This is a genomic window from Paenibacillus plantarum (genome assembly GCF_013141695.1).
Lineage (GTDB): Bacteria > Bacillota > Bacilli > Paenibacillales > NBRC-103111 > Paenibacillus_E > Paenibacillus_E plantarum.
The window spans coordinates 120,483-145,259 of record NZ_WHNY01000006.1 but is presented as its reverse complement, the minus strand read 5'-3'; the positions used below and the strand labels follow the sequence as shown (position 1 = coordinate 145,259).

The 24,777-nt window shown below is 43.7% G+C and carries 31 protein-coding genes and 1 tRNA gene; all 32 read left to right on the top strand.

Translation table 11 applies throughout. The features are described from left to right. Positions 1–13: 13 nt before the first annotated feature. Positions 14–1,072: a type 2 isopentenyl-diphosphate Delta-isomerase gene (gene fni / locus GC096_RS03140; RefSeq protein ID WP_171628834.1), complete on the top strand. Its 1,059-nt coding sequence runs from the start codon at positions 14–16 to the stop codon at positions 1,070–1,072. Between the two features lie 125 nt (positions 1,073–1,197). Further along, positions 1,198–1,818 carry a YphA family membrane protein gene (locus GC096_RS03135; RefSeq protein ID WP_171628833.1) on the top strand — a complete coding sequence of 207 codons (621 nt, stop codon included), beginning with the start codon at positions 1,198–1,200 and terminating at the stop codon, positions 1,816–1,818. A gap of 4 nt (positions 1,819–1,822) precedes the next feature. After that, a complete protein-coding gene (locus GC096_RS03130; protein ID WP_171628832.1) occupies positions 1,823–2,725 on the top strand; it encodes a YIEGIA family protein in 903 nt (300 codons plus the stop codon). Between the two features lie 16 nt (positions 2,726–2,741). After that, positions 2,742–2,921: a capping complex subunit for YIEGIA gene (locus GC096_RS03125; RefSeq protein ID WP_171628831.1), complete on the top strand. Its 180-nt coding sequence runs from the start codon at positions 2,742–2,744 to the stop codon at positions 2,919–2,921. A gap of 129 nt (positions 2,922–3,050) precedes the next feature. Further along, entirely contained in the window at positions 3,051–4,376 is a 1,326-nt protein-coding gene (der, locus tag GC096_RS03120; RefSeq protein ID WP_068670360.1) for a ribosome biogenesis GTPase Der, read from the top strand. A gap of 13 nt (positions 4,377–4,389) precedes the next feature. Next, the gene (gene plsY, locus GC096_RS03115) at positions 4,390–4,992 is read left to right on the top strand and encodes a glycerol-3-phosphate 1-O-acyltransferase PlsY (protein WP_171628830.1); all 603 of its coding nucleotides are present in this window, start codon (positions 4,390–4,392) and stop codon (positions 4,990–4,992) included. 31 nt (positions 4,993–5,023) lie between these two features. Further along, on the top strand, positions 5,024–6,049 hold the full coding sequence (locus GC096_RS03110; RefSeq protein ID WP_171628829.1) for an NAD(P)H-dependent glycerol-3-phosphate dehydrogenase: 1,026 nt from the start codon (positions 5,024–5,026) through the stop codon (positions 6,047–6,049). A gap of 111 nt (positions 6,050–6,160) precedes the next feature. Further along, positions 6,161–6,427, top strand: coding sequence for a stage VI sporulation protein F (locus tag GC096_RS03105; protein ID WP_057312634.1), 267 nt, complete (start codon positions 6,161–6,163; stop codon positions 6,425–6,427). Positions 6,428–6,525: 98 nt separating this feature from the next. Beyond that, complete coding sequence (locus GC096_RS03100) at positions 6,526–6,705, top strand: DUF2768 family protein (RefSeq protein WP_171628828.1); 180 nt, start codon at positions 6,526–6,528, stop codon at positions 6,703–6,705. Between the two features lie 21 nt (positions 6,706–6,726). Beyond that, entirely contained in the window at positions 6,727–7,020 is a 294-nt protein-coding gene (locus GC096_RS03095) for a 2Fe-2S iron-sulfur cluster-binding protein (RefSeq protein WP_171628827.1), read from the top strand. A 25-nt stretch (positions 7,021–7,045) separates the two neighbouring features. After that, a complete protein-coding gene (locus tag GC096_RS03090) occupies positions 7,046–7,636 on the top strand; it encodes a nucleotidyltransferase domain-containing protein (protein WP_171628826.1) in 591 nt (196 codons plus the stop codon). 5 nt (positions 7,637–7,641) lie between these two features. Beyond that, on the top strand, positions 7,642–7,989 hold the full coding sequence (locus GC096_RS03085) for a 2Fe-2S iron-sulfur cluster-binding protein (RefSeq protein ID WP_171628825.1): 348 nt from the start codon (positions 7,642–7,644) through the stop codon (positions 7,987–7,989). Between the two features lie 21 nt (positions 7,990–8,010). Then, entirely contained in the window at positions 8,011–8,754 is a 744-nt protein-coding gene (locus GC096_RS03080; protein WP_312886173.1) for a YphF family lipoprotein, read from the top strand. A 249-nt stretch (positions 8,755–9,003) separates the two neighbouring features. Next, complete coding sequence (gene spoIVA, locus GC096_RS03075) at positions 9,004–10,482, top strand: stage IV sporulation protein A (RefSeq protein WP_056614411.1); 1,479 nt, start codon at positions 9,004–9,006, stop codon at positions 10,480–10,482. 247 nt (positions 10,483–10,729) lie between these two features. Continuing rightward, positions 10,730–11,002, top strand: coding sequence for a non-specific DNA-binding protein Hbs (gene hbs / locus GC096_RS03070; RefSeq protein ID WP_056614405.1), 273 nt, complete (start codon positions 10,730–10,732; stop codon positions 11,000–11,002). A 161-nt stretch (positions 11,003–11,163) separates the two neighbouring features. Then, positions 11,164–11,237: transfer RNA gene (locus GC096_RS03065), tRNA-Pro, on the top strand. A gap of 105 nt (positions 11,238–11,342) precedes the next feature. Beyond that, positions 11,343–12,269 carry a phosphatase PAP2 family protein gene (locus tag GC096_RS03060; RefSeq protein ID WP_246302544.1) on the top strand — a complete coding sequence of 309 codons (927 nt, stop codon included), beginning with the start codon at positions 11,343–11,345 and terminating at the stop codon, positions 12,267–12,269. A 76-nt stretch (positions 12,270–12,345) separates the two neighbouring features. Continuing rightward, positions 12,346–12,594 carry a trp RNA-binding attenuation protein MtrB gene (gene mtrB, locus GC096_RS03055; RefSeq protein ID WP_171628824.1) on the top strand — a complete coding sequence of 83 codons (249 nt, stop codon included), beginning with the start codon at positions 12,346–12,348 and terminating at the stop codon, positions 12,592–12,594. A gap of 214 nt (positions 12,595–12,808) precedes the next feature. After that, a complete protein-coding gene (locus GC096_RS03050; protein WP_171628823.1) occupies positions 12,809–13,342 on the top strand; it encodes a hypothetical protein in 534 nt (177 codons plus the stop codon). Between the two features lie 99 nt (positions 13,343–13,441). Then, positions 13,442–14,308, top strand: a complete 867-nt coding sequence (locus GC096_RS03045; protein WP_171628822.1) for a heptaprenyl diphosphate synthase component 1 — start codon at positions 13,442–13,444, stop codon at positions 14,306–14,308. 13 nt (positions 14,309–14,321) lie between these two features. Continuing rightward, the gene (locus GC096_RS03040; protein WP_171628821.1) at positions 14,322–15,077 is read left to right on the top strand and encodes a demethylmenaquinone methyltransferase; all 756 of its coding nucleotides are present in this window, start codon (positions 14,322–14,324) and stop codon (positions 15,075–15,077) included. A 7-nt stretch (positions 15,078–15,084) separates the two neighbouring features. Further along, a complete protein-coding gene (locus tag GC096_RS03035) occupies positions 15,085–15,960 on the top strand; it encodes a UbiA-like polyprenyltransferase (RefSeq protein WP_056614378.1) in 876 nt (291 codons plus the stop codon). After that, a complete protein-coding gene (locus tag GC096_RS03030; protein WP_171628820.1) occupies positions 15,957–16,571 on the top strand; it encodes a UbiX family flavin prenyltransferase in 615 nt (204 codons plus the stop codon). The genes GC096_RS03035 and GC096_RS03030 overlap by 4 nt, the downstream gene beginning before the upstream one ends. Then, positions 16,552–17,415 (top strand): menaquinone biosynthetic enzyme MqnA/MqnD family protein, encoded by an 864-nt coding sequence (locus GC096_RS03025; protein WP_171628819.1) that lies wholly within the window; start codon positions 16,552–16,554, stop codon positions 17,413–17,415. The genes GC096_RS03030 and GC096_RS03025 overlap by 20 nt, the downstream gene beginning before the upstream one ends. Then, positions 17,412–18,389 (top strand): polyprenyl synthetase family protein, encoded by a 978-nt coding sequence (locus GC096_RS03020; protein ID WP_171628818.1) that lies wholly within the window; start codon positions 17,412–17,414, stop codon positions 18,387–18,389. Before GC096_RS03025 ends, GC096_RS03020 begins: the two co-directional genes overlap by 4 nt. Before the next feature lie 19 nt (positions 18,390–18,408). Then, positions 18,409–18,852: a nucleoside-diphosphate kinase gene (gene ndk, locus GC096_RS03015; RefSeq protein WP_171628817.1), complete on the top strand. Its 444-nt coding sequence runs from the start codon at positions 18,409–18,411 to the stop codon at positions 18,850–18,852. Positions 18,853–18,974: 122 nt separating this feature from the next. After that, complete coding sequence (locus GC096_RS03010; RefSeq protein ID WP_171628816.1) at positions 18,975–19,757, top strand: CheR family methyltransferase; 783 nt, start codon at positions 18,975–18,977, stop codon at positions 19,755–19,757. Positions 19,758–19,851: 94 nt separating this feature from the next. After that, positions 19,852–20,016, top strand: coding sequence for a hypothetical protein (locus tag GC096_RS03005; RefSeq protein WP_164483568.1), 165 nt, complete (start codon positions 19,852–19,854; stop codon positions 20,014–20,016). 265 nt (positions 20,017–20,281) lie between these two features. Further along, the gene (gene aroC / locus GC096_RS03000; RefSeq protein WP_171628815.1) at positions 20,282–21,445 is read left to right on the top strand and encodes a chorismate synthase; all 1,164 of its coding nucleotides are present in this window, start codon (positions 20,282–20,284) and stop codon (positions 21,443–21,445) included. 1 nt (position 21,446) lies between these two features. Beyond that, positions 21,447–22,541 (top strand): 3-dehydroquinate synthase, encoded by a 1,095-nt coding sequence (gene aroB / locus GC096_RS02995; protein WP_171628814.1) that lies wholly within the window; start codon positions 21,447–21,449, stop codon positions 22,539–22,541. 3 nt (positions 22,542–22,544) lie between these two features. Further along, positions 22,545–22,931 carry a chorismate mutase gene (aroH, locus tag GC096_RS02990; RefSeq protein WP_171628813.1) on the top strand — a complete coding sequence of 129 codons (387 nt, stop codon included), beginning with the start codon at positions 22,545–22,547 and terminating at the stop codon, positions 22,929–22,931. Between the two features lie 290 nt (positions 22,932–23,221). Then, positions 23,222–24,769 carry an anthranilate synthase component I gene (trpE, locus tag GC096_RS02985; protein ID WP_171628812.1) on the top strand — a complete coding sequence of 516 codons (1,548 nt, stop codon included), beginning with the start codon at positions 23,222–23,224 and terminating at the stop codon, positions 24,767–24,769. Positions 24,770–24,777 lie beyond the last annotated feature (8 nt).

Sequence of the window (24,777 nt, the reverse complement as noted above, 5' to 3'; positions counted from 1 at the left end):
GGAGGGTACAGAAATGCGCATCTCACGCAAAATGGAACATGTCCATTACGCGCTGGAGCTTGGTCAAACCCGTCAACAAGGGTTGGCGGATATCAAGCTTGTGCATAACTGTCTTCCTGAGACTTCGACGGATCATATTGCTTTAACAACAACAATCGGCGATCTCACTATGAGTTCGCCGATTTTAATTAATGCAATGACCGGCGGCGCTCATGAGACAGAGAGTATTAATCGCGAATTGGCCATACTCGCGAGGGAGAAAGGTTTGCCTATGGCAGTTGGCTCTCAGATGTCAGCTATTAAGAATAGCGAAGTGGCATCCAGTTACGAAGTGGTGCGACGCGAGAATCCGAATGGTATCATCTTCGCCAATTTGGGGAGTGAAGCCACAACAGATCAAGCATTGCGGGCTGTAGATATGATAGAAGCGAATGCGCTTCAAATCCATTTGAACGTTATGCAAGAGCTAATTATGCCAGAAGGTGATCGCAGCTTCGTAGGTATGCTTGGACGCATTGAAAACATTGTTCGTCAAACACCTGTACCGGTAATTGTGAAAGAGGTAGGCTTTGGTATTTCACGTGATAACGCGAAGCAGTTGAGAAATATTGGCGTTCAGGTGCTCGATGTGGGGGGCTCAGGTGGCACGAATTTTGCTGCCATTGAGAATGCCAGGAGACCTGCTGCATTAGATTGGCTGAATGATTGGGGTACACCGACAAGTATGACTTTATTAGAGGCCCTATCTGTTTATCCGTGGGGTTCTATTATTGCGTCAGGCGGCATTACCAATGCATTGGAAGCGGCGAAAGCACTTACCTTAGGTGCTTCGGCAGTGGGCATGGCAGGCGCATTTCTGAAGGTATTGCGTGTAGATGGTGTAGATGCACTTCACGCATATGCAGAAGAGCTGCACCAAGGACTTATTTTAATTATGACAGCGTTAGGCGCTAATTCGATTCAAGACCTTACGGGATGCCCAGTAGTCATCGTTGGAGATACCGCGGAATGGTGTCGAACGAGAGGGATTGACTTAACTTCATACGCAGAGCGAACGAATCAGAGTAAATAATCAAAATATTGCCATACTAAGGATCAGGCAGATCTCCCTTATTTATTTGGGGGAGTCTGAAGATCCGCAAGCAAATCGATGAATTTGAAAGTCATCGGTAGCTAAGCAGGCTAGGTGGTTTGATTATGAATGCCGGTTATCTGTCGCTTATTCTCCTTTGCATCACGTTGATCTTGCTCGCTAGCGGCTGGAAGGAGCTGTACATCCGAAGTATATCGCATAAAGGCATGCTTCTTTTTTTTGCCTCTTGGCTGATCGGATCGCGAGTTACCGTGACGATACAACATGTACATATCCAGCTTGTCTATGTTGTTGTATTAACGATTGCCTTTAGTATTCTTTATGTCACACAAGGTTTTATACATAAGCTACATCTGCTTTCCATTGGACTTCTGATCGGTTCACTCCACTTTCTATTTCAACAACTGCTAGAAATGGACCCTATTCTTATCATTCGTAATTCAGAATGGCAGACTGCTCTGTTGATTGCCGTTGTAGCCGTAATCGTGCAGCGCAATGCATGGGAACAAATTGCTGCCATTTCGATCGGATATCTGATCGGGGATATGTATCAAGCAGGCATTCATCTAGTAGATGGATATCATCAACTGGGCATGGCCACGTTCCAAGATCAGTGGTGGCTGTCTATCTTTACAGCAAGGACGATAACGATTGTAATACAAGCTGCATATAGTGGTTGCCGAAACGTTGTGAGAAGCTGGTTAGACCGCAAGGGGGGCAACTAACGAAATGGATTTGGCGTGGTTACATTCACATCGTTATACCATCGGGATTGTCATTGGTGTTATTTTTGGTATTATCTCTCGGATCAATATGCTTCGAACGGATTATCGGCAATATCCAACGTATCCGCATGGCAAAATTATTCATGTCTCGCTCGGTGTGATCGCTGCTGGTCTTGGAGCGGTTGCCGTTCCTGCACTGTTGGAGAAAAACTACACGGCAGTCACGTTTCTTTCCTTGGCGGCCCAACAATTTAGAGATGTACGCAATATGGAAAGACAGAGTTTAACGAAAGTGGATGAGTTAGAACTTGTACCCCGTGGAGCCGCCTATATCGAAGGGATTGCGATGGTTTTCGAAGGTCGTAATTATTTGGTTATTATGACAGCTTTCATGGCCTCCTTATTTAGTATTTTAGGTGCTTGGTACTGGGGGATAGCTGCTGGAGTAATTTCAATTTGGCTCGCAAACTTTTTTAAATCAGGAAGCAAATTAGGGGATATCGCTGATATTGAACCCGCTGATATTCATATGGATGGACCTGATGTCTCTGTTGGTTCTATATATATCATGAATGTTGGGCTTCAGGATTCACGCGAAAAAATAATGAAATACGGTCAAGGCTTTCTAATTAAGCCCAAAAATCGGAATGCACGTGTAACGATTTCTCATGTCGGTCAGAGGCAAGCCATTATGTATGATATGTCCACTTTGTTCGGCGTGTATCGTGATGAGGGAGAGCCTTCTTTACGACCCATGGCTAAATTGGACCTGGACTCAGGGACGATAGGTTTGCTTTTGCTTTTGCAGGAAAATGACAAAGAGAAAACGTTAACTGCCCTTCATCGTGTACCTGTTCTTGAAAGTGCTGTGCGCATGCCTTCTGAAGCTGGAGTAAATAAAAAGTAGGAGGGGTAATGCCCTTATGTCGCAAATTCTCGCGATCGTGACATTGTCGAAAGACCGGATTGCTGGCGGTGCACCAATCTTTGTGGTTGAAGGTGAAGAGGAGATGCAGAGAACCGCATTCTCTTTGGAGAAAATGTTAGACGCGAATGCCCATGATCTGAGAAATGGTACGATGATTCTGGTGAAACATTCCTGATTATCTGGAGAATGGGCGCATATTTGATGGAAGTCTCAAAAGAGATTAGCCAAGGCGCCTCTTTTTTGTTATGATGTAAGTTGCGTAATTTTCCATGTATGATCATGGAATCCGAAGGAGAGATGTAAATTGGCTAGACCCGTACTTGCAATTGTTGGCCGACCTAATGTCGGGAAATCCACCATTTTTAATCGAATCGTAGGCGATCGTATGGCGATCGTAGAAGATAAACCAGGTGTTACACGAGATCGTTTATATGGTGTTGGTGAATGGCTTAATACATCGTTTAGTGTCATTGATACTGGCGGTATTGAAATTGACGGCGAAGACGTAATCTTGAAGTCTGTTCGTGTACAAGCTGAGCTTGCTATTGAAGAAGCGGATGTCATCGTGTTCATGGTTGACGCGAAGGCGGGTGTAACTCCATCGGATGAGGAAGTAGCGCAGCTATTGTTCCGTTCGAAGAAGCCAGTTGTCTTGGCAGTGAATAAAGTTGATAATTTGGCGCGTCAAGATGATATCTATGAATTCTATTCCCTTGGATTCGGTGATCCTGTAGGGATTTCGGGTTCGCACGGAATTGGGATTGGCGATCTCCTTGAGGTTGTTTGTAATTTATTCCCGGACAAAACCGATGACGAGTATGGTGAAGAAGTTGTTAAATTCGCCTTGATCGGTCGTCCGAACGTCGGGAAATCGTCGATGACGAATGCGATTCTTGGTGAAGAGCGGGTTATTGTGAGCGACGTTGCAGGTACAACACGTGATGCGATCGATACCCCTTTTGAGCGTGATGGACAGAAGTTCGTTATCATTGATACGGCTGGTATGCGTAAACGTGGCAAGGTTTATGAGAACACCGAGAAATACAGCGTTATGCGGGCAATGAAAGCTATTGAACGAGCAGATGTAGTGCTAGTTGTAATCGACGGACAAGAAGGTATTATTGACCAAGATAAACACATTGCAGGCTATGCGCATGAAGCAGGAAAAGCGATTGTCATTGTCGTAAATAAATGGGATATCGTTGAGAAAGATGATAAGACGATGCAACATTTCACGACGACGATTCGTGATCATTTCTTGTTCTTGAGTTATGCACCGATTGTGTTTGTATCTGCGAAAACAACTCAGCGTCTTCATAAATTGCTGCCTGTTATTGTACAAGTGGCTGAGAATCATGCCTTGCGCGTACAAACGCATCTCCTGAATGATGTTGTTTCCGATGCGGTTGCTTACAATCCGCCGCCAACAGACAAAGGGAAGCGTCTGCGCATTAACTACGTGACACAAGTAGCCGTTAAGCCGCCTGTGTTCGTACTCTTCGTGAATGAGCCAGAGCTTATGCATTTCTCATACGAACGTTACTTGGATAACAAAATCCGTGCTGCTTTCGGCTTTGAAGGAACGCCCATTCGCATCTTGAGCCGTAGAAAAACTTCGGACAAAGAATAGGAGATGTTGTACATTGCTTTCGATAATAACAATTGTAGTGGGCTATTTACTAGGATCCATCAGCTTTAGTTATTTATTCGGAAAATGGTTTAAGGGAATTGATATCCGCAAGCACGGTAGTGGGAACGCGGGGGCAACGAATACGCTTCGCGTTCTGGGGAAGGGGCCGGCAATCCTCGTCCTGCTGCTGGATGCTTTGAAAGGCGTCGTAGCTGTCTTACTGGGGGTATGGGCTGCCCCGGGACCTGACGACATCTGGATTCGTGTTTTGTGTGGTTTAGCAGCCATTGTAGGGCATAATTGGCCTGTGTTCTTCGGCTTCCGTGGTGGTAAAGGCATTGCAACCACCATTGGGGTCATGGCAACGCTTTGTTTTGTTCCTACATTAATTGCAGGCTTAACAGCAATCGCCATCATCGCTATCACACGATTCGTATCGCTTGGCTCCCTTATTCTTACAGCACTCTTACCTTTTCTTATTTGGGGGATGGACCGGCCGTTACCTGTTTTGTGGATAAGCATTTTGCTATGTGCTTTTGCGTTCTTACGTCATCGGACGAATATTGTGAAACTTATTCAAGGTAAAGAAAACAAGCTGGGCCAGAAAAGAGCCTAACGAAAAACAACTACGCGTAGGAGGGGTAACCGTGACACAAAAAGTATCGGTCCTTGTAGCTGGAAGTTGGGGGACGGCACTCGCCTCGGTATTGGCGGATAATGGGAAAGAAGTCCTTCTATGGTCTCGTAATGAAGAACAAGTGGTAGAAATTAATGAAAAACACACGAATAGCCGTTTTCTCAAAGACATATCGCTATCTCCATCGATCATAGCGACCCATTCTTTGCAAGAAGCCGTACAAGATGCGGATGCGATTATTATGGTGGTTCCATCTTCAGGCATGCGTGAGGTTGCTTCACGCATGCGTCCATTTTTGAAGAAAGATACGCTTATCATTCATGCGACCAAGGGTTTTGAAACAGGGACTCTCAAGCGTATGACAGAAGTACTTGCGGATGAGCTGCCAGAGATGGATCCGAAGCGATTTGTGGTCCTTTCCGGACCCAGTCATGCGGAAGAAGTCATATGCAAAATGCCGACCACTGTCGTTGTCGCTGCACAGGATTTACAAGCGGCTGAAGCTGCTCAAGACTTGCTTATTACTCGATATTTCCGTGTGTATACGAATCCGGATGTAACAGGTGTTGAGGTAGGTGGCGCACTGAAGAATATCATTGGACTTGGCGCGGGGCTAACAGACGGTTTAGATTTCGGTGATAATGCGAAAGCGGCACTTGTTACTCGAGGGCTCGCGGAAATCACGCGATTAGGTACTGCAATGGGTGCTAACCCGCTTACCTTTGCTGGTTTAGCTGGAATTGGTGATTTGATCGCTACCTGTACAAGTAAACATAGTAGAAATTGGCGAGCAGGCAACAAATTGGCCAAAGGGATTCTATTAGAAGATGTGCTCAAGGAAATGGGCATGGTTGTGGAAGGCGTGAAAACGACGAAAGCAGCCTATGACCTGGCGAAACGCTATGAGGTCACTATGCCGATTACGAATGAATTACATAATGTTTTATTTGAAGGGAAATCTCCACAGCTTGCAGCAGGTGATCTTATGGGACGTGTGCGAACACACGAAATGGAAGAATTACCGTTGACAAGATGAGAAAAGGCTGGAGATAGCCTACACCAGATCTTCTCCGCATTCATACTATACCCTATCAGGATTTCTCAATAGCTTAGGGTACAGGAGGCGGCACAATTGGCGAATAAAGATATGTCGAAGGACGTATTAAGTGTGGTCAAGAAGAAGACGGGCAAATCCGTAACAGCTAAAGATATCGAAAAAATTGCAAGTGGAGTGAAACCTTCTACCATGCAGAGTGAAGTTCAATTAAGAGCTCTCATAAAACAGGTTTCTGGATTAGTGAATGTCAAGGTGTCTGAAGAAACGATTAATGATATCGTTCAAGCCGTGAAAAGCAGTAAACTTGATACCAATAACATGCAGCAATTAATGAGCATGATGATGGGTAAGAAATAGAAGCATGAAGGGGTTCATCCCCTTTATGCTTTTTTCTCATTCTGTGCTATACTTACATGTGTTTCATTTTCACGATTTTTACATAAGGAGTTTATCATATGTCATCTTTAGACAAAATGTGGGCCTCATTTGTGGCCATGGGACTGATGGTTGTTGCGTCATTCCTGATCTCGTATGCACGTACAAGAACATCTGGCGTATGGCGCGGAGTGTTGTCATTCATTGCTTTTTTAATGTTTATTCCTATTTTACTTTTTATGTTATCTTCTTTGTTTTAACCAACCGGAGGGGAAATCATCATGTTAGAATTGAAAACACGCAAGACGCAGATAAAACTAACGCCCGAGACGGGATTAACCATTCTGGATCATGCATTGAAGGCAGATGTGGATTGGGGATTTTCGTGTACACGAGGAACCTGCGCGAGATGTCGCTGTTACGTTGCAGAGGGTCGCGAGCTGCTCGCAGAGGCTTCCGAAGCGGAAGAAGATCGACTAGAGCCAGAGGAGCTTGCACAAGGCTACCGTCTAGCCTGTCAATGCGTAGTAAAGGAAGTAGGAACGATTTCCGTTACGCACAAGCCTTATTTTTAAAAATTACTGCCTGAAAGGTGTGGGCATGATGAAACTGCTGGAGCCACTACTCCCGTCGATTTCGACTATTCATACTCGGTTACAGCAAGCCCATAACGTGCAATGGCTAATTGGCGGAAGCTGTGGCTTACTCATGCATAACGTCGATATTGGAAGAACTCCCAGAGATTTGGATATTTATATCGATCTGGAGGATGTTCACACGGTACATCAGTTGCTGCAGCCTTACGCGATGGATAACCCTGAATTTAGTGAAACTCCTATATATGCTTCGATGCTGAGTCATTATAGGATTGATGGACATATCGTTGAGGTTGTTGGTGATTTTAAAGTAAAGGCACTGGGATCTTTGTATCAAGTTGAAGTCAATTACTTGTCTGAGAACTATTATAGTCCTGCCTCCATGGAGACGTGGGCGGTTCCTGTGATGCCCTTAGCGCATGAGTTTCTCTTTAATGTACTTCGAAATCGTCCTGATCGCTATGAACCGATTCTCAGAATGATGCAAGATCATCCCGACAAACATATGCAGGCTTTGCGTGATTTAATGAACCGTAATCAATGGGGTCATGAATTTCATGTAAAGATGAACGAATTGCTAGATTGGAAACGGTGACGCTTATGAGTGTGTTTGATGTTCATTTTTGGCCAGACAATAAAAAAATTAAAGTAAGACCCGGCACAACATTGTTGGACGCAGGTAACAAAGCCAAAGTTCATATTAGAACGCGTTGCGGAGCTAAGGCTGCCTGTTTAATGTGTAAAGTAAAGGTAGGCGACCAAAGTGGTCTTGCCCCTCTGAATACGAATGAACGCTTAAAGCTTGGCTCCCTAGCTGATGAGGGGGTTCGTCTTGCATGCCAAGCGCGAGTAACGGGTAATGTGGAAGTAAACATACCGGAGGATCCCTTAAAGGCAGCAATTCGAGCACAGCTAGCTAGACAAGCGGAGGATGACGATTTCATTTAGACAAGATAGGATGGTTGAATAGTGAAAGTAAAACGACAACGAACCCAAGGTCGAAGCTTGCTTTTGGCACTTATCTTGGTTATTTTGCTTACAGGCTGCGCATATCCACAAGAGCTACGGAAAGAGAATCAAATTAATCCTGCCGAATTTATTACTGTGGTGCAACAAGCAGTAGATAGTTATCATGAAAAAACGGGTGTACTTCCCATTAAGAATAGCGAGATGACGACACCACTCTATGAGAAGTATGTGATCGATTTTCCTAAACTTAAAAAAACGAATCTGCTCAGTACGGTCCCAGCGAACGCATTTGAAAGTGGTGGTGTCTTCATCTACGTACTCGTTGATGCCGAAACGAAGCCTACTGTGAAGCTAATGGATCTGTCTGCCTATCAAAGTGTGGAAGATGTGCAGAAGAAAGTGAATGATTACATAGCGAAGCATGGCGGCAATATGCCGCAAGGGGTCGCCATGAATGAAGCCTTTGCCTATGTAGATTTCAAGTTGATAGGGATGAAAGAACCTGATATTAAATCCGTGTATAATCGGAAAAATGCCATTACGTACATTCTAAATAAGCAAACGGGAGAAGTATCCATTGATTATGCGATGGATATCAACACGTTCATTAAGAATAATGTTTTAGAGGGTTCCTTGAAACCGGATCAAGATTTGAGGCAAATTCTCGTAGATAAATCCTACTTCGTGCCGATTCGGAGCGTTTCCTATGTTTGGAAAGATAATCAACCTATGCCACATAACTAAATTTAAGCGAACCTCTTACCCATGTGGAAGAGGTTTTTTTGTCTTTATAGAATAAGCGGAACCGACTGATCATATATTCTTTCGAAAGCCGTATGTGCTTCATAAAATATGAGCGAAAAAAAGTTGGAACGCATCTATCATATTTCTATCGAAAGTACATATATTTTTACTAGTCCAAATGAATGTACGAGTAGTCAATTGTTACCGTCACTAGAGTCAGTTGACGACCAAACTGTAGGAGGGATTCTCTTGGAGAAAGTGGATATCTTTAAGGACATTGCAGAACGAACGGGAGGGGACATTTACCTGGGGGTTGTCGGCGCAGTCCGGACAGGGAAATCAACCTTTATTAAGCGTTTTGTGGAATCTGTAGTGCTTCCGAACATTCAAAGCGAAGCGGATAGGATCCGGGCTACCGATGAACTCCCGCAGAGCGCTGCTGGCCGCACGATTATGACAACGGAGCCGAAATTCGTACCGAATACGGCGGTTCAAATTTCTGTGGCCGAAGGGTTGAACGTAAACGTTCGCCTTGTTGATTGTGTCGGATATGCAGTCGATGGCGCCAAAGGCTATGAAGACGAGAACGGACCTCGGATGATCAATACACCATGGTTCGATGAGCCTATTCCTTTTCAGGAGGCGGCTGAGATCGGAACAAGGAAAGTCATTCAAGAGCACTCCACATTGGGTGTTGTGGTTACGACAGATGGCACGATCTCGGATATCCCGCGGTCATCCTATGTATTGGCAGAGGAAAGAGTTATTAATGAACTCAAAGAGGTTGGAAAGCCGTTCATTGTGATCATTAATTCTCAGAAGCCTAACAGTGAGCCTGCACTTGAGCTGCGCAGCGAGCTGCAAAGCCGCTATGACGTTCCAGTTGTAACAATGAGTGTAGCTAGCGCTGGAGAAGAAGAAATGGTCTCCGTGCTTCGTGAAGTCCTGTATGAGTTCCCGGTTCATGAAGTGAATGTAAACTTGCCTAGCTGGGTTATGGTTCTAGATGAGAATCATTGGCTGCGGACACAGTTCGAAGCATCGGTTCGCGATACGGTACAGGATATCAGACGCTTACGCGATGTTGATCGTGTTGTCAGTCAATTTGCTGAATATGAGTTTATCGACAAGGCTGCCTTAGCAGGGCTGAATATGGGGCAAGGTGTAGCTGAAATTGACCTCTTTGCACCAGATGAACTCTACGATCGCATTCTCGTCGAAGTCGTTGGTGTTGAGATTCGCGGGAAGGATCACCTTCTCCAGCTTATGCAGGATTTCACACATGCGAAAAGGGAATATGATCAATTCGCTGAGGCTCTTGAGATGGTCAAAACAACCGGGTATGGGATAGCTCCTCCTACACTTGCTGAGATGGCGTTAGATGAGCCTGAGTTAATCCGTCAAGGCTCCAGATTCGGCGTACGTCTAAGAGCTACTGCGCCTTCGATTCATATGATTCGAGTGGATGTAGAATCCGAGTTCTCACCGATTATCGGTACTGAGAAGCAAAGTGAAGAGCTGGTACGTTATCTCATGCAGGATTTTGAGGATAATCCGCTCAAGATTTGGGAGTCCGATATTTTCGGAAGATCACTGCACTCGATTGTGCGAGAAGGCATACAAGGCAAGCTTGCCCAAATGCCAGACAATGCAAGATACAAACTTCAAGAAACGCTTGGACGTATTATTAACGAAGGCTCTGGAGGCTTAATCGCCATTATTTTGTAAGAAAATGTGGACAAAAAACATCCGAAAGGGTGTTTTTTGTCGTTTGATAGCGGAAAGTCCCACATAAAATGGAAATAGATACTTGAAATTGCTCCCTGAGTGTATTACTATGAATTTATTCGTCTGCTTTCAAAGTTCATTTTGCTTAGAAAATCAACGATTTTTCAGAAGTTTATGTATAATTTCTAGGAAAACGGTGAAAACAGGAAGTAACGGTAGTGAGAAATTTTGGGGGGAGGTGAATGGCATGAATAAATCTGAATTGATCAACAAAGTTGCGGAAACATCTGAGCTTTCCAAGAAAGACGCAACGAAAGCAGTAGATGCTGTTTTTGATGCAATTTCTGAAGCATTGCAAGGTGGAGATAAAGTACAATTGGTTGGATTTGGTAACTTCGAAGTTCGTGAACGTTCTGCTCGTAAAGGACGCAATCCACAGACTGGTGGAGAAATTGATATCCCAGCTAGCAAAATCCCAGCTTTCAAACCTGGTAAAGCACTTAAAGATGGCATTCAATAATTTGTATTTATACATAGGATTGAACGTTACATAATTATAAAGCCGTGGCCGCGAAATGCGGGTAACGGCTTTATTTGTTTTGCCTGAAAATGGCTTTACAATTTGAAATTCTCCTACTATACTAACAAAAGTGAATGCGTTATTATTGGCTGTAAACATGACGGGGTATGGCGCAGCCTGGTAGCGCGCACCCTTGGGGTGGGTGAGGTCGCACGTTCGAATCGTGTTACTCCGATTATGACAGAGACATCGGTGTTCGATGTCTTTTTCTAATGCCAAGAAACCAACCGAATTAGCATTCATATGATGGAATCTCTTGGATTACGTAGGGGGTACAAGGTTGATTAAATTGAAGTTGAATGAGCTTATAAAGTCACTGGATTGGACAATGTTCGGTATAATTGCTTCTATTTTCTTGATTTGGCAAATTGGTACGGTGGGTAATTGGAGTAAAGAATGTTGGATATTACTGTGTATCTGCTTATTAGGCGTACGGAAGGATCAGATCGATGTAGATTGGAAACGCTTTTTTCTTATAGGCATTCCACTATTAGGTGTATTTTATTATTTTTATGGGACAGGCAATGGATTTTGGTGGAAAATTGCGAACTGGATGTTTGAAAATAATCGACATCCCTGGCGCTGGGATAGCTACATGAACGCGATCCCGTTGAATACGGGGGGATGGGCAAGGTGGATTTCAACGCCATTTTTGGATAGAGCAATGGTATGGGTGTACAACTATGGTTTTGTGCTTTCACTTTGGATTTGTATTGTTCGCAGCTTCTGGACGCGTAGTATCAAAAAAATGTTGTCTTACGCGCTTTCAGGACATATGCTGCAATTCCCGCTTATTTTGCCTTTTTATAATTTGATTCTGCTTCATGAAGTATGGTATGTAAATAAGCAGCCTGATTTACTTCATCGTGTGTTTGCGGATGAAAACTCCTTATTAGTAGCCGTTATGAATTGCTTTCCTAGTATGCATACGTCCATTTCGTTTGCAATGCTGCTGCTTGCATTGCGGGAGAAGGATCGCATCTTCAAATACATGATGGTCACGTATTGTTCGGCTATTATATTTTCGACGCTGTATTTGCAAATTCATTGGGTGATCGATGTGATCGCAGGCATGTTATTCGCTTATGGAACCGTTAAATTGACGGATCTTCTTATTCGCTTAGGATCAACGCATGCATTGCCAGCGAAGTTCAAACGATTTTATCGGAAAAGCGCAACAACAGCACCTTCTGAATTAACTAGTTAGTACATGTTGACTTCCTATTGCTTTTTTTGGCATCATTAGGTAAGGGATTAAGGTTAGGGAAGGGCGGAGGATGGATATGGAACAATCGAATAAACCAGATCAATCAAACTCGAACGGTAACGAGTATTTTGTAATTAAAGCGAAGGATAATGGTGTTCATGTGATTGGATTAACTCGTGGACAAGACACACGTTTTCATCATACAGAGAAACTAGACAAGGGTGAAGTTATGATTGCTCAGTTCACTGAGCATACATCCGCGGTTAAAGTACGAGGCAAAGCTTTGATTATGACCAAGTTTGGCACGATCGATACAGAAGAATAAGAGTTTATTCCAATAAACGGTTATAACGTCCTTCTTGGACGTGTGTGTTTAACAAGAAATACATCCATGTTATCGTATGGAACAACAGAATACATGTATTTTCAGAAAAGCAGGCATAGCCTGCTTTTTTTCTATGTACAATGGTGTATAGGACTTGTTTATTTGGATAACCTGTTGGTTATTTGCTCCTGCATATGCTTAGGGGGTGTTGATTGTGAAATGGTCAATGCGTATTGTGATCACACTAGGGATTTCGGTTGTTGTTGCGCTTAGTCTATCCATGTTACCAAAGATGGAACTTTCATCAGGCTTAGGTTCTGCCTACACGTGGTCCAATAATCGAGGGGGACAGCTCACCGAAAATAACTTAGCTGATCTTCTGGTTCAAATTCCACTGCAGCTTCGAATACGGAAAGTAGAGCTGAGTACGTCGCGGTTGTCTCTTGATTTAAGTTTGCCCAAAAATGCGGAGACGATTGCGGTATATCGTGATTTGTATACAATTGCACAGACCATGCTAGTCAAAACTAAAAATGTCGATCAAGTGTGGGTACGCATAATTGACTATTCCGGCTCGGCCAATACAACTTCCACTCAGCTTGTCTTGGCTATGGTTGCACAGCGTGAATTTGGCGAAGATATGGAGAAGAAGCCGTCAGAGCTTAGTTTAATTCAATTGGAGCAAGAGCTTCAGAACCGATTTCGCATCACGTACACCTCCAAGTGGCAACAAAAGTATCCCCTATAATTTATTGTGCTTCTATTAACGTGTTATGCTATAATAATTTGGATTGAGACATCCAGTTTCATTAAATGATATTTGGCATACGGTTACGGAGGCTTTTGCATGAATTCTTATCGGATCCCTGAGATCGCTAAGCAGTACACGGAGTATGATATGATCCAAATTCACACAGACTTGCCCGATTTTCCCGAGTTGCGCACACGTCTGTTGTTTGCATTCTTGAATGAAAATAACAAACTAAGCTCATTAAGTGAATTATTTACTTTAGCAACAGCACTTGTGCAGCTAGGACTCGATACTCATGATCTTGTGACTGTGTCCAATGAAGTCAAGGAGAAAAAGGCATCAAGATCGCGGCAGTTAAAAGTACTTGCAGGAGATTACTTTAGTGCGAGATTTTATCATCTACTAGCTAAAACAGGGCAGATCGATATGATTAAGCAACTTTCAAATGCAATCTGTGAAGTAAATCGGTTAAAGATGACCAGCTATACGAAAATGAAACAGCTGAAAATGACGGCAGAAGATTACATTCACCTCACGGTGGAAATTAAATCTCAGCTTTTTTTGTCTTTTTCAGAAGTCATGTTTGGTCATAACAAACAAGCGTGGCCTGAAATTCTGAGAGGCTTTGTGAGATGTGAACTGTTGTTCACAGAAATTTTCCGGATTGAAACCATTTCTAAGTTCAGAGGCAGTTGGGGTTATTGGCATATTAGCCAGCACGGCACACGAGAAGAGCGGAAGCTATTACAAGGTGAAGAGGTAGATACGACGAAGGTTCGTACACTTCTACATAAATACAATATTTCTTCACAGTTGTATCAATTGCTGAACATTCAAACGAAGCAATTGCAGGACTTTGTAAAGAAGCTTGAATCGGATATGCTACAAAGTGAACTCTTTCACATGGGAGAGCCCTTTTTACGATTTGCTGGGGAACATCCTAAAGTGTTAGAAGAAATTTAAGGGGACCTGGGGAATGAGTGTAAGCAATACGAATAGTGAAAATAAAAAAGCGAAAAGTAAAGAAGAATTTGTACATGGTGTTTTTGAAAGCATCGCACCTAAATATGACTTGATGAATAATATCATTAGTTTTAATCGTCACAAAGCTTGGCGTAAATTTGCAATGAAGAAGATGAATGTACAGCCTGGGGCTACAGCAATCGATTTATGTTGTGGAACTTGTGACTGGACCATTAGTCTTGCTCAAGCTAGTAGAACTGGGAAAATGGTTGGATTGGATTTCAGCCAAAATATGTTGGATATTGGTGCCGAGAAAATAAAACAACAGCACTTGGATCAGCAGGTCGAGCTTATACAAGGAAATGCGATGAGTCTTCCGTTTGACGACAATACGTTTGACTTTGCTACAATCGGGTTTGCTTTGCGTAATGTGCCCGATCTTGAACAAGTCATTCGCGAAATGCAACGTGTCGTTAAGCCCGGAGGGCTAGTTGTGTCTTTAGAGCTATCCAAACCAACATGGCAGCCATTTAAGTCCATCTATTATGTATATTTCCGACATATCATGCCGTTCCTCGGTAAATTGATTGTTAAGAAATATGAGCAATATAAGTGGTTACCGGAATCATTAATTTCGTTTCCAGATCATAAGCAACTCGCGGCCATCTTCTCGAAGAATGGTTTAGATCACGTACAGGCCCATCCACTCTTTGGTGGTGTAGCGGCGCTTCATGTAGGGACAAAAGGTAATAAGAAATCAGGAGTGTAATTCACATATGTTTACTAAACTAAAGATTTTTCTAGAAATGATTAAATTCGAACACAGTGTGTTTGCTTTGCCATTTGCTTTCATGGGAGCTATACTCGGTTCCGTTGTATGGCAGGGACACTTACCTAGCTGGGCACAGATCGGTTGGATCACCTTAGCTATGGTAGGTGCACGCACGGCCGCGATGGCATTGAATCGTGTAATTGACCAAGCTATTGACAAGCGCAATCCAAGAACAGAGAATCGAGCAATTCCTGCCGGGCTCATTTCAATACCGCAAGTTATTCTCTATATCATCATCTCGTTTGCAGTTCTTTTCTGGGCAACCTATCACTTAAGTGCTCTGTCCATGAAGCTTTTACCCATTGCTGTGTTCTTTCTTGTGATTTATTCCTATACCAAAAGGTTTACTTGGACATGCCATTTTGTACTGGGCTTAACCTTGGGGCTTGCCCCACTTGGCGGTTGGATTGCAGTTACAGGTCAATTTACATGGTCGTCGATCATCTTTTTCCTAACAGTTGCATGCTGGAGTGCTGGATTCGATCTTATATATGCTTGCCAGGATGCCGAGTTTGATCGCAAAGAAGGGTTGCACTCATTGCCAAGTCGATTTGGCATTAAAGCAGCACTACTAACAGCACGCGTACTGCATGTTTTAACTGCAATTGGTTTAGTCTCCTTATTCTTCATCACGCATCTGAGTTGGTTGTATTTGGTGGGGCTTGTTATTGCTTATATATTGCTGTTTAAAGAACACAGACTCGTTACTCCGCAGGATTTGTCCAAATTAAACACGGCTTTCTTCACGATGAATGGTGTATTGAGTTTAGTCATGTTTACTTTCACATTACTTGATGTACTTGTGAGTAAGCACTCATGAACGGCGGAAACTGGGTCGTTGGAATTTCGGGTGCGAGTGGAGCCATCTACGGTGTACGATTATGTGAAGTGTTGTTGGATCTTGGTTTAGATGTGCATCTTATTATTACAGATGCGGGTTGGCGTGTTCTGCAGGATGAACATGACTGGAGTGTTACAAAACGTCTAGAGGTACTTGAGAAGCACTTCGGTGGACGAGCAGGTTCGTATGAGTATCATCCCGTAGCGAATATTGGTGCGACCGTGGCAAGTGGTTCTTTTCGAACCAGAGGGATGGTTGTGATTCCGTGCTCGATGGGCACGTTATCTGGGATTGCGCATGGTTCGTCCGATAACTTGCTTGAGCGTACCGCGGACGTCATGTTAAAAGAAGGAAGAAAATTAATTTTGGTGCCAAGGGAAACACCTTTGCATGCTATACATTTAGAAAATATGCTTACCCTAACAAGAATGGGTGTGCGAATGATACCGGCTATGCCAGCCTTCTATAATCGTCCGCGCTCAATCGATGAGATGGTTGACTTTTTGGTAGGCAAAGTAATGGATAGCATGGAGATTGATCATTCCTTGTACCGCAGATGGGGAGATATTGATGAGCAACCTAGACCCTAAAATCCGAATAGGTCGAATCAATTATACAAACGTGTGGCCGATCTATTATTATTTTCCTGAACTGATGAATAGTTCAGAAGTCGATATTATTGAACAGGTACCCACATCTCTTAATAAAGCTATGGCTGAAGGCCAAATTGATATGGGACCCATTTCTTCTTTTTCATACGGTCAATTTTTTGAGGAGTATATGCTTTTCCCGGATTTATCCGTTAGCTCCTATGGTGAAGTCAACTCGATTCTACTTTTCCATGACAAACCATTACGGGAAATCGTGAACGGGAAAATTATTCTTCCTACGACGTCTGCGACTTCTGTCAATTTACTTAAAATTATTTTAGAAAAATTTTATAATGGTAAACCGACGTATGAATATGCGAAGCCGAATCTAGACCAAATGATGGAGGGAGCAGATGCTGCTCTTCTCATTGGGGATGATGCCATTAAGGAAAGCTGGCGGAATCAAAAGTATATGATTACGGACCTCGGTCAAGAATGGGCCAAATGGACGGGGAAATGGATGACGTTCGCTGTCTGGGCAATCCGCAAAGAAACGATTCATGCTTATCCAGAGCTTGTAACTACTATTTTTGAAGCATTTAAGGCAAGTAAGGAAAAGGCTCATCGGGAGCCAACGTATATGATCGAGGAGGCACAAGCAACCGTTGGTGGCACTTCCGACTATTGGCATCATTATTTTCATACATTGTGTTATGATTTCGCGGCCGAGCAGTGGGATGGTCTTCATTCGTATTATCAGTATTGTTATGAACTTGGTTTCTTACCGAAGCCAGTTCAAATTGGCATTTGGGAAGATTCTAAAGTGGCACGGGTGACCGAATGAAAAATTTGTTGGATATATATGCAAGAAAAAGAAGAGACATTTCAGCGATAGAGAAAGAGCTGGAAGAGAGTGTGAATAACGATCACTCTTTACTAAGAGAAACTTCGATCCACCTACTTAAAGCGGGAGGAAAACGGATTAGACCCGTTTTCGTTCTTCTTTCTGGTGAATTTGGTCATTATGAACTCCAAACGATGAAAAATGTAGCAGTGCCATTAGAGCTTATTCACATGGCATCTCTTGTGCATGATGATGTTATTGACGATGCTAACACACGACGTGGTCAATTGACGGTTCGCTCCAAATGGGATAATCGTATTGCGATGTTTACTGGGGATTATATTTTTGCAAGAGCACTAGGTGTGATCACTCAGATTCGGGACCCGAGAGTTCACCAAATCATGTCAAAAGCCATTGTTGAAATGTCCATTGGAGAAATGGAGCAAATTCGTTTTTTCTTTCATTCCGAGCAAACCATACGTGACTATTTACTTCGCATTCGACGCAAAACTGCGTTATTAATAGCAATCTCCTGTCAATTAGGCGCGATGGCTTCAGGCGCTCCTGACTGGGTAAGCACTAAGTTGTATAATTTTGGATATAATGTAGGTATGGCCTTCCAAATTAGGGATGATATTCTGGATTTAACAGGGACCGAGAAACAGATCGGGAAACCGCCCGGAAGTGACGTCAAGCAGGGGAATATTACGTTGCCGGTGATCTTGACCCTGCAAGATCCAGTTTTAAAGCCAATGATATTGACAGAACTTGATCGAATACATAAACTGGATGGACAAACGGATGTAAGTCGATTCTTAGAAATGATTCGTGGCAGTGCTGGCATCAAGGAAGCCGATCGACTTTCCCAGGTATATATCGATAAAGCGATTTCGTCTTTAGGCACACTGCCGGATAACCAAGCAAAGAAAGATCTCATCGAAATCGCTCATTTTATCGGGAATCGATCTTATTAACGAAGGAGGTAGTCTTTCAATGGAAAAAACATTTCTCATGGTTAAACCAGATGGTGTACAACGGGGGCTTGTTGGCGAGATTGTAAAACGGTTTGAACAGAAAGGTTTTCAATTGATTGGCAGCAAGTTGACGGTTATTTCCCGAGAACAAGCCGAGATCCACTATGCAGAGCATAAAGGTAAAGATTTTTTCGAAAGACTTGTGAATTTTATTACATCAGGACCTGTTTTTGCGATGGTATGGCATGGTGATCAAGTTATTACGTTGTCGCGAACGATGATTGGCAAAACGAATTCATTGGAAGCCGCACCTGGAACCATTCGCGGTGATTATGCTGTACATACGAATCTCAACCTGATTCATGGGTCTGATTCATCCGAAAGTGCTGAGCGTGAAATTAATAATTTTTTTCAGCCAAACGAAATTTTTACATATTCAAAGAACATACAAGAATGGATCTAATCTCTCGCTGCAAGAATCTGTTATCGGATACGATACAGGTTCTTTTTGTTTTTTTATGAAGGAATTTGGTAAATCCACACAGAATGTATCAAGGTACATATTGATCAAGGTGGGTGGACAGCATGGAGGATCAAGATTTTTTGTTGTTTATTAAAAAAATAAAGGAACACACGTCCATTGATCTTGCGTTGTATAAGGAAGCGCAAATGAAGAGACGATTAACTACCTTGCGATTGAAGCGGGGTTACAATACGTTTATTTCTTTTTTTGAAGCGATGATGAAGGACAAGGAACTGTTCTATGAGTTTTTGGATCGGATGACGATCAATGTTTCTGAATTTTGGAGGAACCCGAATCGTTGGGAGCTTGTAGAACAGAAATTTATACCAGAGATGCTGAAGCGGAATCGCCGATTGAAAATTTGGAGTGCAGCCTGCTCCACAGGTGAAGAACCGTACACACTAGCTATGATTTTAGCTGAGCAAGGGGCGTTGGCTGAGACGAGCCTACATGCGTCAGATATTGACGATGGTGCTTTAGAGAAAGCACGTAAAGGGTTGTACTTGGATCGTTCTGTGCGTGATGTGCCAGCTAATTATGTGAAGAAATATTTTAAACAGGATGGCTTAATGTTTCATGTTTCGGAAGAACTCAAAAAGTCAGTCAAGTTTCAGAAACAAAATTTGCTTGTTGATACATTTGATAGCGGTTACGATCTTATCGTGTGCCGTAATGTCATCATTTATTTCACAGAAGAAGCCAAGCATGTGCTGTACCAGAAGTTTGCCAAAGCCCTTAAACCAGGCGGTCTGCTTTTCGTCGGCTCGACAGAACAGATTTTTTCACCTGGTCAATATGATCTAGAAGCGGCTGAAACGTTCTTTTATCGGAAAAAAGGAGTATAAGAACTTCCTTATTTTCCAATACTAAGATGTAGCAGTTCAAAGTGAACGAGAGACAATAGGCTTTGAACAATGCATACACGCTTAGGGGGCTATCATGGACAAACGCAAGGTGATTACCGCTTATCGCAGAGGAATGATTTCCATTCAAGAATGTGCTCAAATTTTAGGAGTTGATTCCTCACAAATTACGGGTCTTATGAATGATCCTCAGCTATGTGAGCCTCCGAGGGTCGTCCAGAAGCAACCTATGCACGGCTAATACTAGTTCCTGTCTAGATGATGACACGCTTACGTGGAAGGGTTTGTCCCTGACCTGTGAAGCGTGTTTTTGCATTTGAGTTGTTGCCAAACCTGAGTAGCTATACTATAATGACAACAGATAATCGCGCGTCAAAGCGCTAAAGTGCTTGGTGCTGCAGCTTTTTTCAGTAGCACATGTAGTAAGTAGGCTCGGTTTTTCCATACTATTATGTTCATATACGGAGTTCGATGTTCTTCGTAAAATTCTTAGGGGGTAACGGATTGTGAGATATTTAACAGCAGGTGAAACGCATGGCCCGCAGCTCACTGCGATTATTGAAGGGTTTCCAAGTAATGTAAACCTTAACTTTGAAGACTTAAACCATCAATTACATAGACGTCAAAAAGGCTATGGTCGGGGTCGTCGGATGCAAATTGAGAAAGATACAGCTACCATTGCAGGTGGCGTGCGTCATGGAAAAACAACGGGTGCGCCAATCGCATTAGTCGTCGTGAACAATGATTGGAAACATTGGACCTCGGTTATGGGGATTGAACCCGTTGAAGAAGATAACGAAGGCAAACGCCGTGTGAACCGTCCTCGTCCTGGACATGCCGATTTAAATGGCGGCCTCAAATATAATCAAAAAGATTTGCGTAATATTTTGGAAAGATCAAGTGCTCGTGAAACAACGATGCGTGTAGCCACTGGGGCTGTTGCTCGTCAATTGCTAGCAGAGTTCGGGATTAAAGTAGCAGGACAAGTTATCCGCATTGGTGATGTTGAAGTAGAGCGTCAAGAGCTTCCTGTTGATGAACTTATTCGGATTACAGAAGAATCACCAGTACGTGTTGTTGATAAAGATGCAGAAGCGAAAATGATCGCTGCAATCGATGCTGCCAAAGAAGATGGCGATACATTAGGTGGTGTCGTGGAAGTCATTATCGAAGGTGTACCAGTTGGACTTGGAAGTCACGTACAGTGGGACCGCAAATTGGATGGTAAAATTGCACAAGCCGTGCTTTCCATTCAAGCTTTCAAAGGTGTGGAATTCGGAATCGGTTTCGAAGCTGCAGAGCGCAGAGGTTCGAACGTGCATGATGAAATCCTGTATACGCAAGAAACTGGCTTTAGACGCAGAACGAATCGTGCAGGTGGATTCGAAGGCGGAATGACGACAGGCGAGCAAATCATCGTTCGTGGAGTAATGAAGCCAATTTCGACTTTGTACAAGCCTTTGCAAAGTGTAGATATCGATACGAAAGAAGTATTTACAGCCCAGGTGGAGCGTTCCGATACTTGTGCAGTGCCAGCAGCAGGCGTGATCATGGAGAATGTCATCGCTTGGGAAGTGGCTAATGCGTTCTTAGATAAATTCGGAGGAGACTCCATCGAAGAAATCCGCGCTAACTTAGCGAATTTCCTCAAACAAGTGGAGAACTACTAAGATGAGAGAACTTACCGTAGAGCTTGGAGAACGGTCTTATCCCATTTATATTGGCCAAGGCATTCTTACCAATATCTCGGCACTGTTCGATCGCGCGAAGCTCAGCCGCAAGTCGCCACTGCTCATCGTCACCGACGAATCGGTGGCGGCCTTGCACTTGGAGCGCGTCCTGACGCTGCTCCGTGACGGCGGCTTCGCCGCGACGGCCTGCGTCGTGCCCGCAGGCGAAACGTCCAAATCCCTCGCGCAGCTCGAGGGAATCGTAACCGCCGCCCTCCAGGCGGGCCTTGATCGCAATTCTGCGATCATAGCCCTCGGAGGAGGCGTGGTCGGCGATCTCGCCGGCTTCGCTGCGGCGAGCTTCATGCGCGGGATCCGCTTCGTGCAGATCCCGACGACCATCCTTGCCCACGACAGTTCTGTCGGCGGCAAGGTAGCGGTCAATCACCCGATGGCGAAGAACATCATCGGGGCGTTCCATCAGCCGGAGCTAGTCCTCTTCGACATCGACTTGCTGTTGACTTTGCCTGAGCGCGAAGTGAAGGCAGGCCTGTCTGAAGTGATCAAGCATGGATTGATCTGGGATGCTGCTTTCACACAGTGGTGCGATGAAAACGCGGACAAGCTGTTAGGGTTAGATCCAGAAGCGTTAAGTTATGCGCTTTATATAGGTTGTCAAGTGAAAGCCATCGTCGTATCGCAGGACGAACGCGAGAATGATCTCCGTGCGATATTAAACCTTGGCCACACAATCGGTCACGCTTTAGAAGCGGTAGCGGGCTACGGTGAGCTGTTGCATGGTGAGGCCATTGCCATTGGGATGGTCGGCGCTGCAAAGCTTGCCCAGCAGTTTGGTTACAGTGAGGACATCCACACAGTAACCAAAGGATTATTTGTGAAATACGGATTGCCGGTGAGCATACCGTCACATTTGGATACAGATCGCATTATGAGTGCTATGATGCATGATAAGAAATTCAAAGAAGGTACGATGGTGTATATCATACCGACTGAAATTGGTAAAGTCGAGATCCGCAAGGATGTTACTTCACAGCAAGTCAGAGAAATTGTTGACCTTCTAAAAGGGGAGAAATAACCAATGTACTTAAGGGGAATTCGTGGCGCGACAACAGTTCAACAGAATGATGCAGAGGAAATTCTTTCTGCAACGAGTGAGCTTCTTCAAGGAATTGTAGAAGCGAATGATTTCCGTCCAGAAGATATTGGATCGGTTTTCATTACAGTTACGGAAGATATTACGGCAACGTTTCCAGCACGAGCAATTCGTACACTCATTGGCTGGGAGCTTGTTCCATTGATGTGTTCCTTGGAAGTGCCAGTTGAGAATGCATTACCCAAATGTATTCGTTTGATGGTTCAGGTTAACACGACCAAAACTCAAGCGGAGATTAACCATGTGTACTTGAAAGAAGCGAAAGCACTTCGTCCTGATATTGTTAAATTGACAAATGAAGCTACACGGTAGTATAGTGAAATTAGATGAGTTTTGGTTAGTAGAGCAGAGTTTAGTCGAGTAGAGCAGAGCCGAGTTGAGATGAGAAAAAGTAAAGTAGCTATGTGACCATTGGATCGTTCCCAGAGGGGGATCGTCTATTTGTTCATACCCAGCTAACATTTTCTTTTTTTCACATTCATTCTGATCGTCTACTGAAACTAAAGTCAACCTCTACCCCTGGTAGAGGTTTTTTTGTATTCGAATAGAGTTTTGAGCGCCGCAGACCGCGAGTAGCTCACAAGCTGAGAGGGGATGTTTCCATGTATACACCTGAATTACAAGAAGTCATTCGTTTGTCCAAAGATTATAATCTGATCCCAGTGGTGCGTCATTTACTAGCTGATACCGAGACGCCAATACGTGTATTCCAACATTTATATCAAGAGCCTCGTGCCTTCCTTTTAGAAAGTGTAGAGGGAGGAGTGAAATGGGCGCGTTATTCCTTCTTAGGCAGCGATCCATTCTTGATGATCACGGCGAAGCATGGAAAAACAACGGTCGAAACGGGGTCCGAGAAAAAAATCACGGATGAGAAACCGATCGAAGTGTTGAAGGCTTACCTTCGTTCCTACTCCAGCCCTCAGCTTGCTGATCTTCCTCGCTTTACGGGTGGTGCGGTTGGATTCTTCGGATACGATTTATTGCAATACTATGAGAAACTACCAGCTCATCAGATTGATGATTTACAAATGAATGATATTCAATTCATGTTTTGCGATCAGGTCATCGTCTTTGATCACTTCAAACAACAGATCAAAGTGATCGCAAACCTACATGTTCCCCAATTCGCAACAGATGCGGATATCGCGAAAGCGTATCAAGCAACCTGTGAGAAAATCGATGCCACAATTGAGAAAATTAAACGGCCTCTTAGTTCCGATACGATGACGCACAACCCGATCGTGTCAGAACCGGATTTGGGTGAAATTCGCTCCAATATTACGAAAGATAAGTTCATTGCCAATGTGAACAAAGCAAAGGAATACATTCGTGCCGGCGATATTTTCCAAGTCGTGCTCTCGCAGCGTTTTGAAATGGAAACAACGGTTTCTCCTTTACAGGTGTATCGAGTGCTTCGAACAATGAATCCATCTCCTTATATGTATGTGCTGAAAATGGACGACGAGATTATCGTTGGAACGTCTCCTGAGTTGCTAGTACGAGTGGAGGAAGAAAAAGTTGAGACGCGGCCGATTGCGGGAACAAGACCTAGAGGGAAAACACCAGAGGAAGATCACGCACTTGAGTTGGAGTTGCTGGCCGATGAGAAAGAACGCGCAGAGCATTTGATGTTGGTTGATCTAGGTCGAAATGATATCGGGCGTGTCTCCGAATTCGGAACGGTTAAATGTGATACGTTCATGGACATTGAACGCTACTCACACGTAATGCATATCGTTTCCAATGTGTCTGGTAAAATTGCCAAGGATAAGGATTTCTTCGATGCTTTCCTTTCCTGTATGCCTGCAGGCACGGTGTCTGGAGCACCGAAGCTGAGAGCGATGGGCATTATTGCGGAACTGGAGCCAGAGTCACGCGGTTCTTACGCAGGGGCAATTGGTTATCTAGGATTTTCCGGGAATTTGGACACTTGTATTACGATCCGGACGATTGTGTTCAAAAAAGGCAAGGCCTATGTGCAAGCAGGAGCAGGAATCGTTTGGGATTCTGTACCTGAGAGTGAATATCAAGAAACCGTGAATAAAGCGACGGCTTTGCTGAAATCAATTCGTATGGCAGAAGCCATGTTCAGTCCTGAGCCAAGACCTGTTAGCGATATTAACAAAGATTATTTTGTTAACTCATAGAAGGAAGG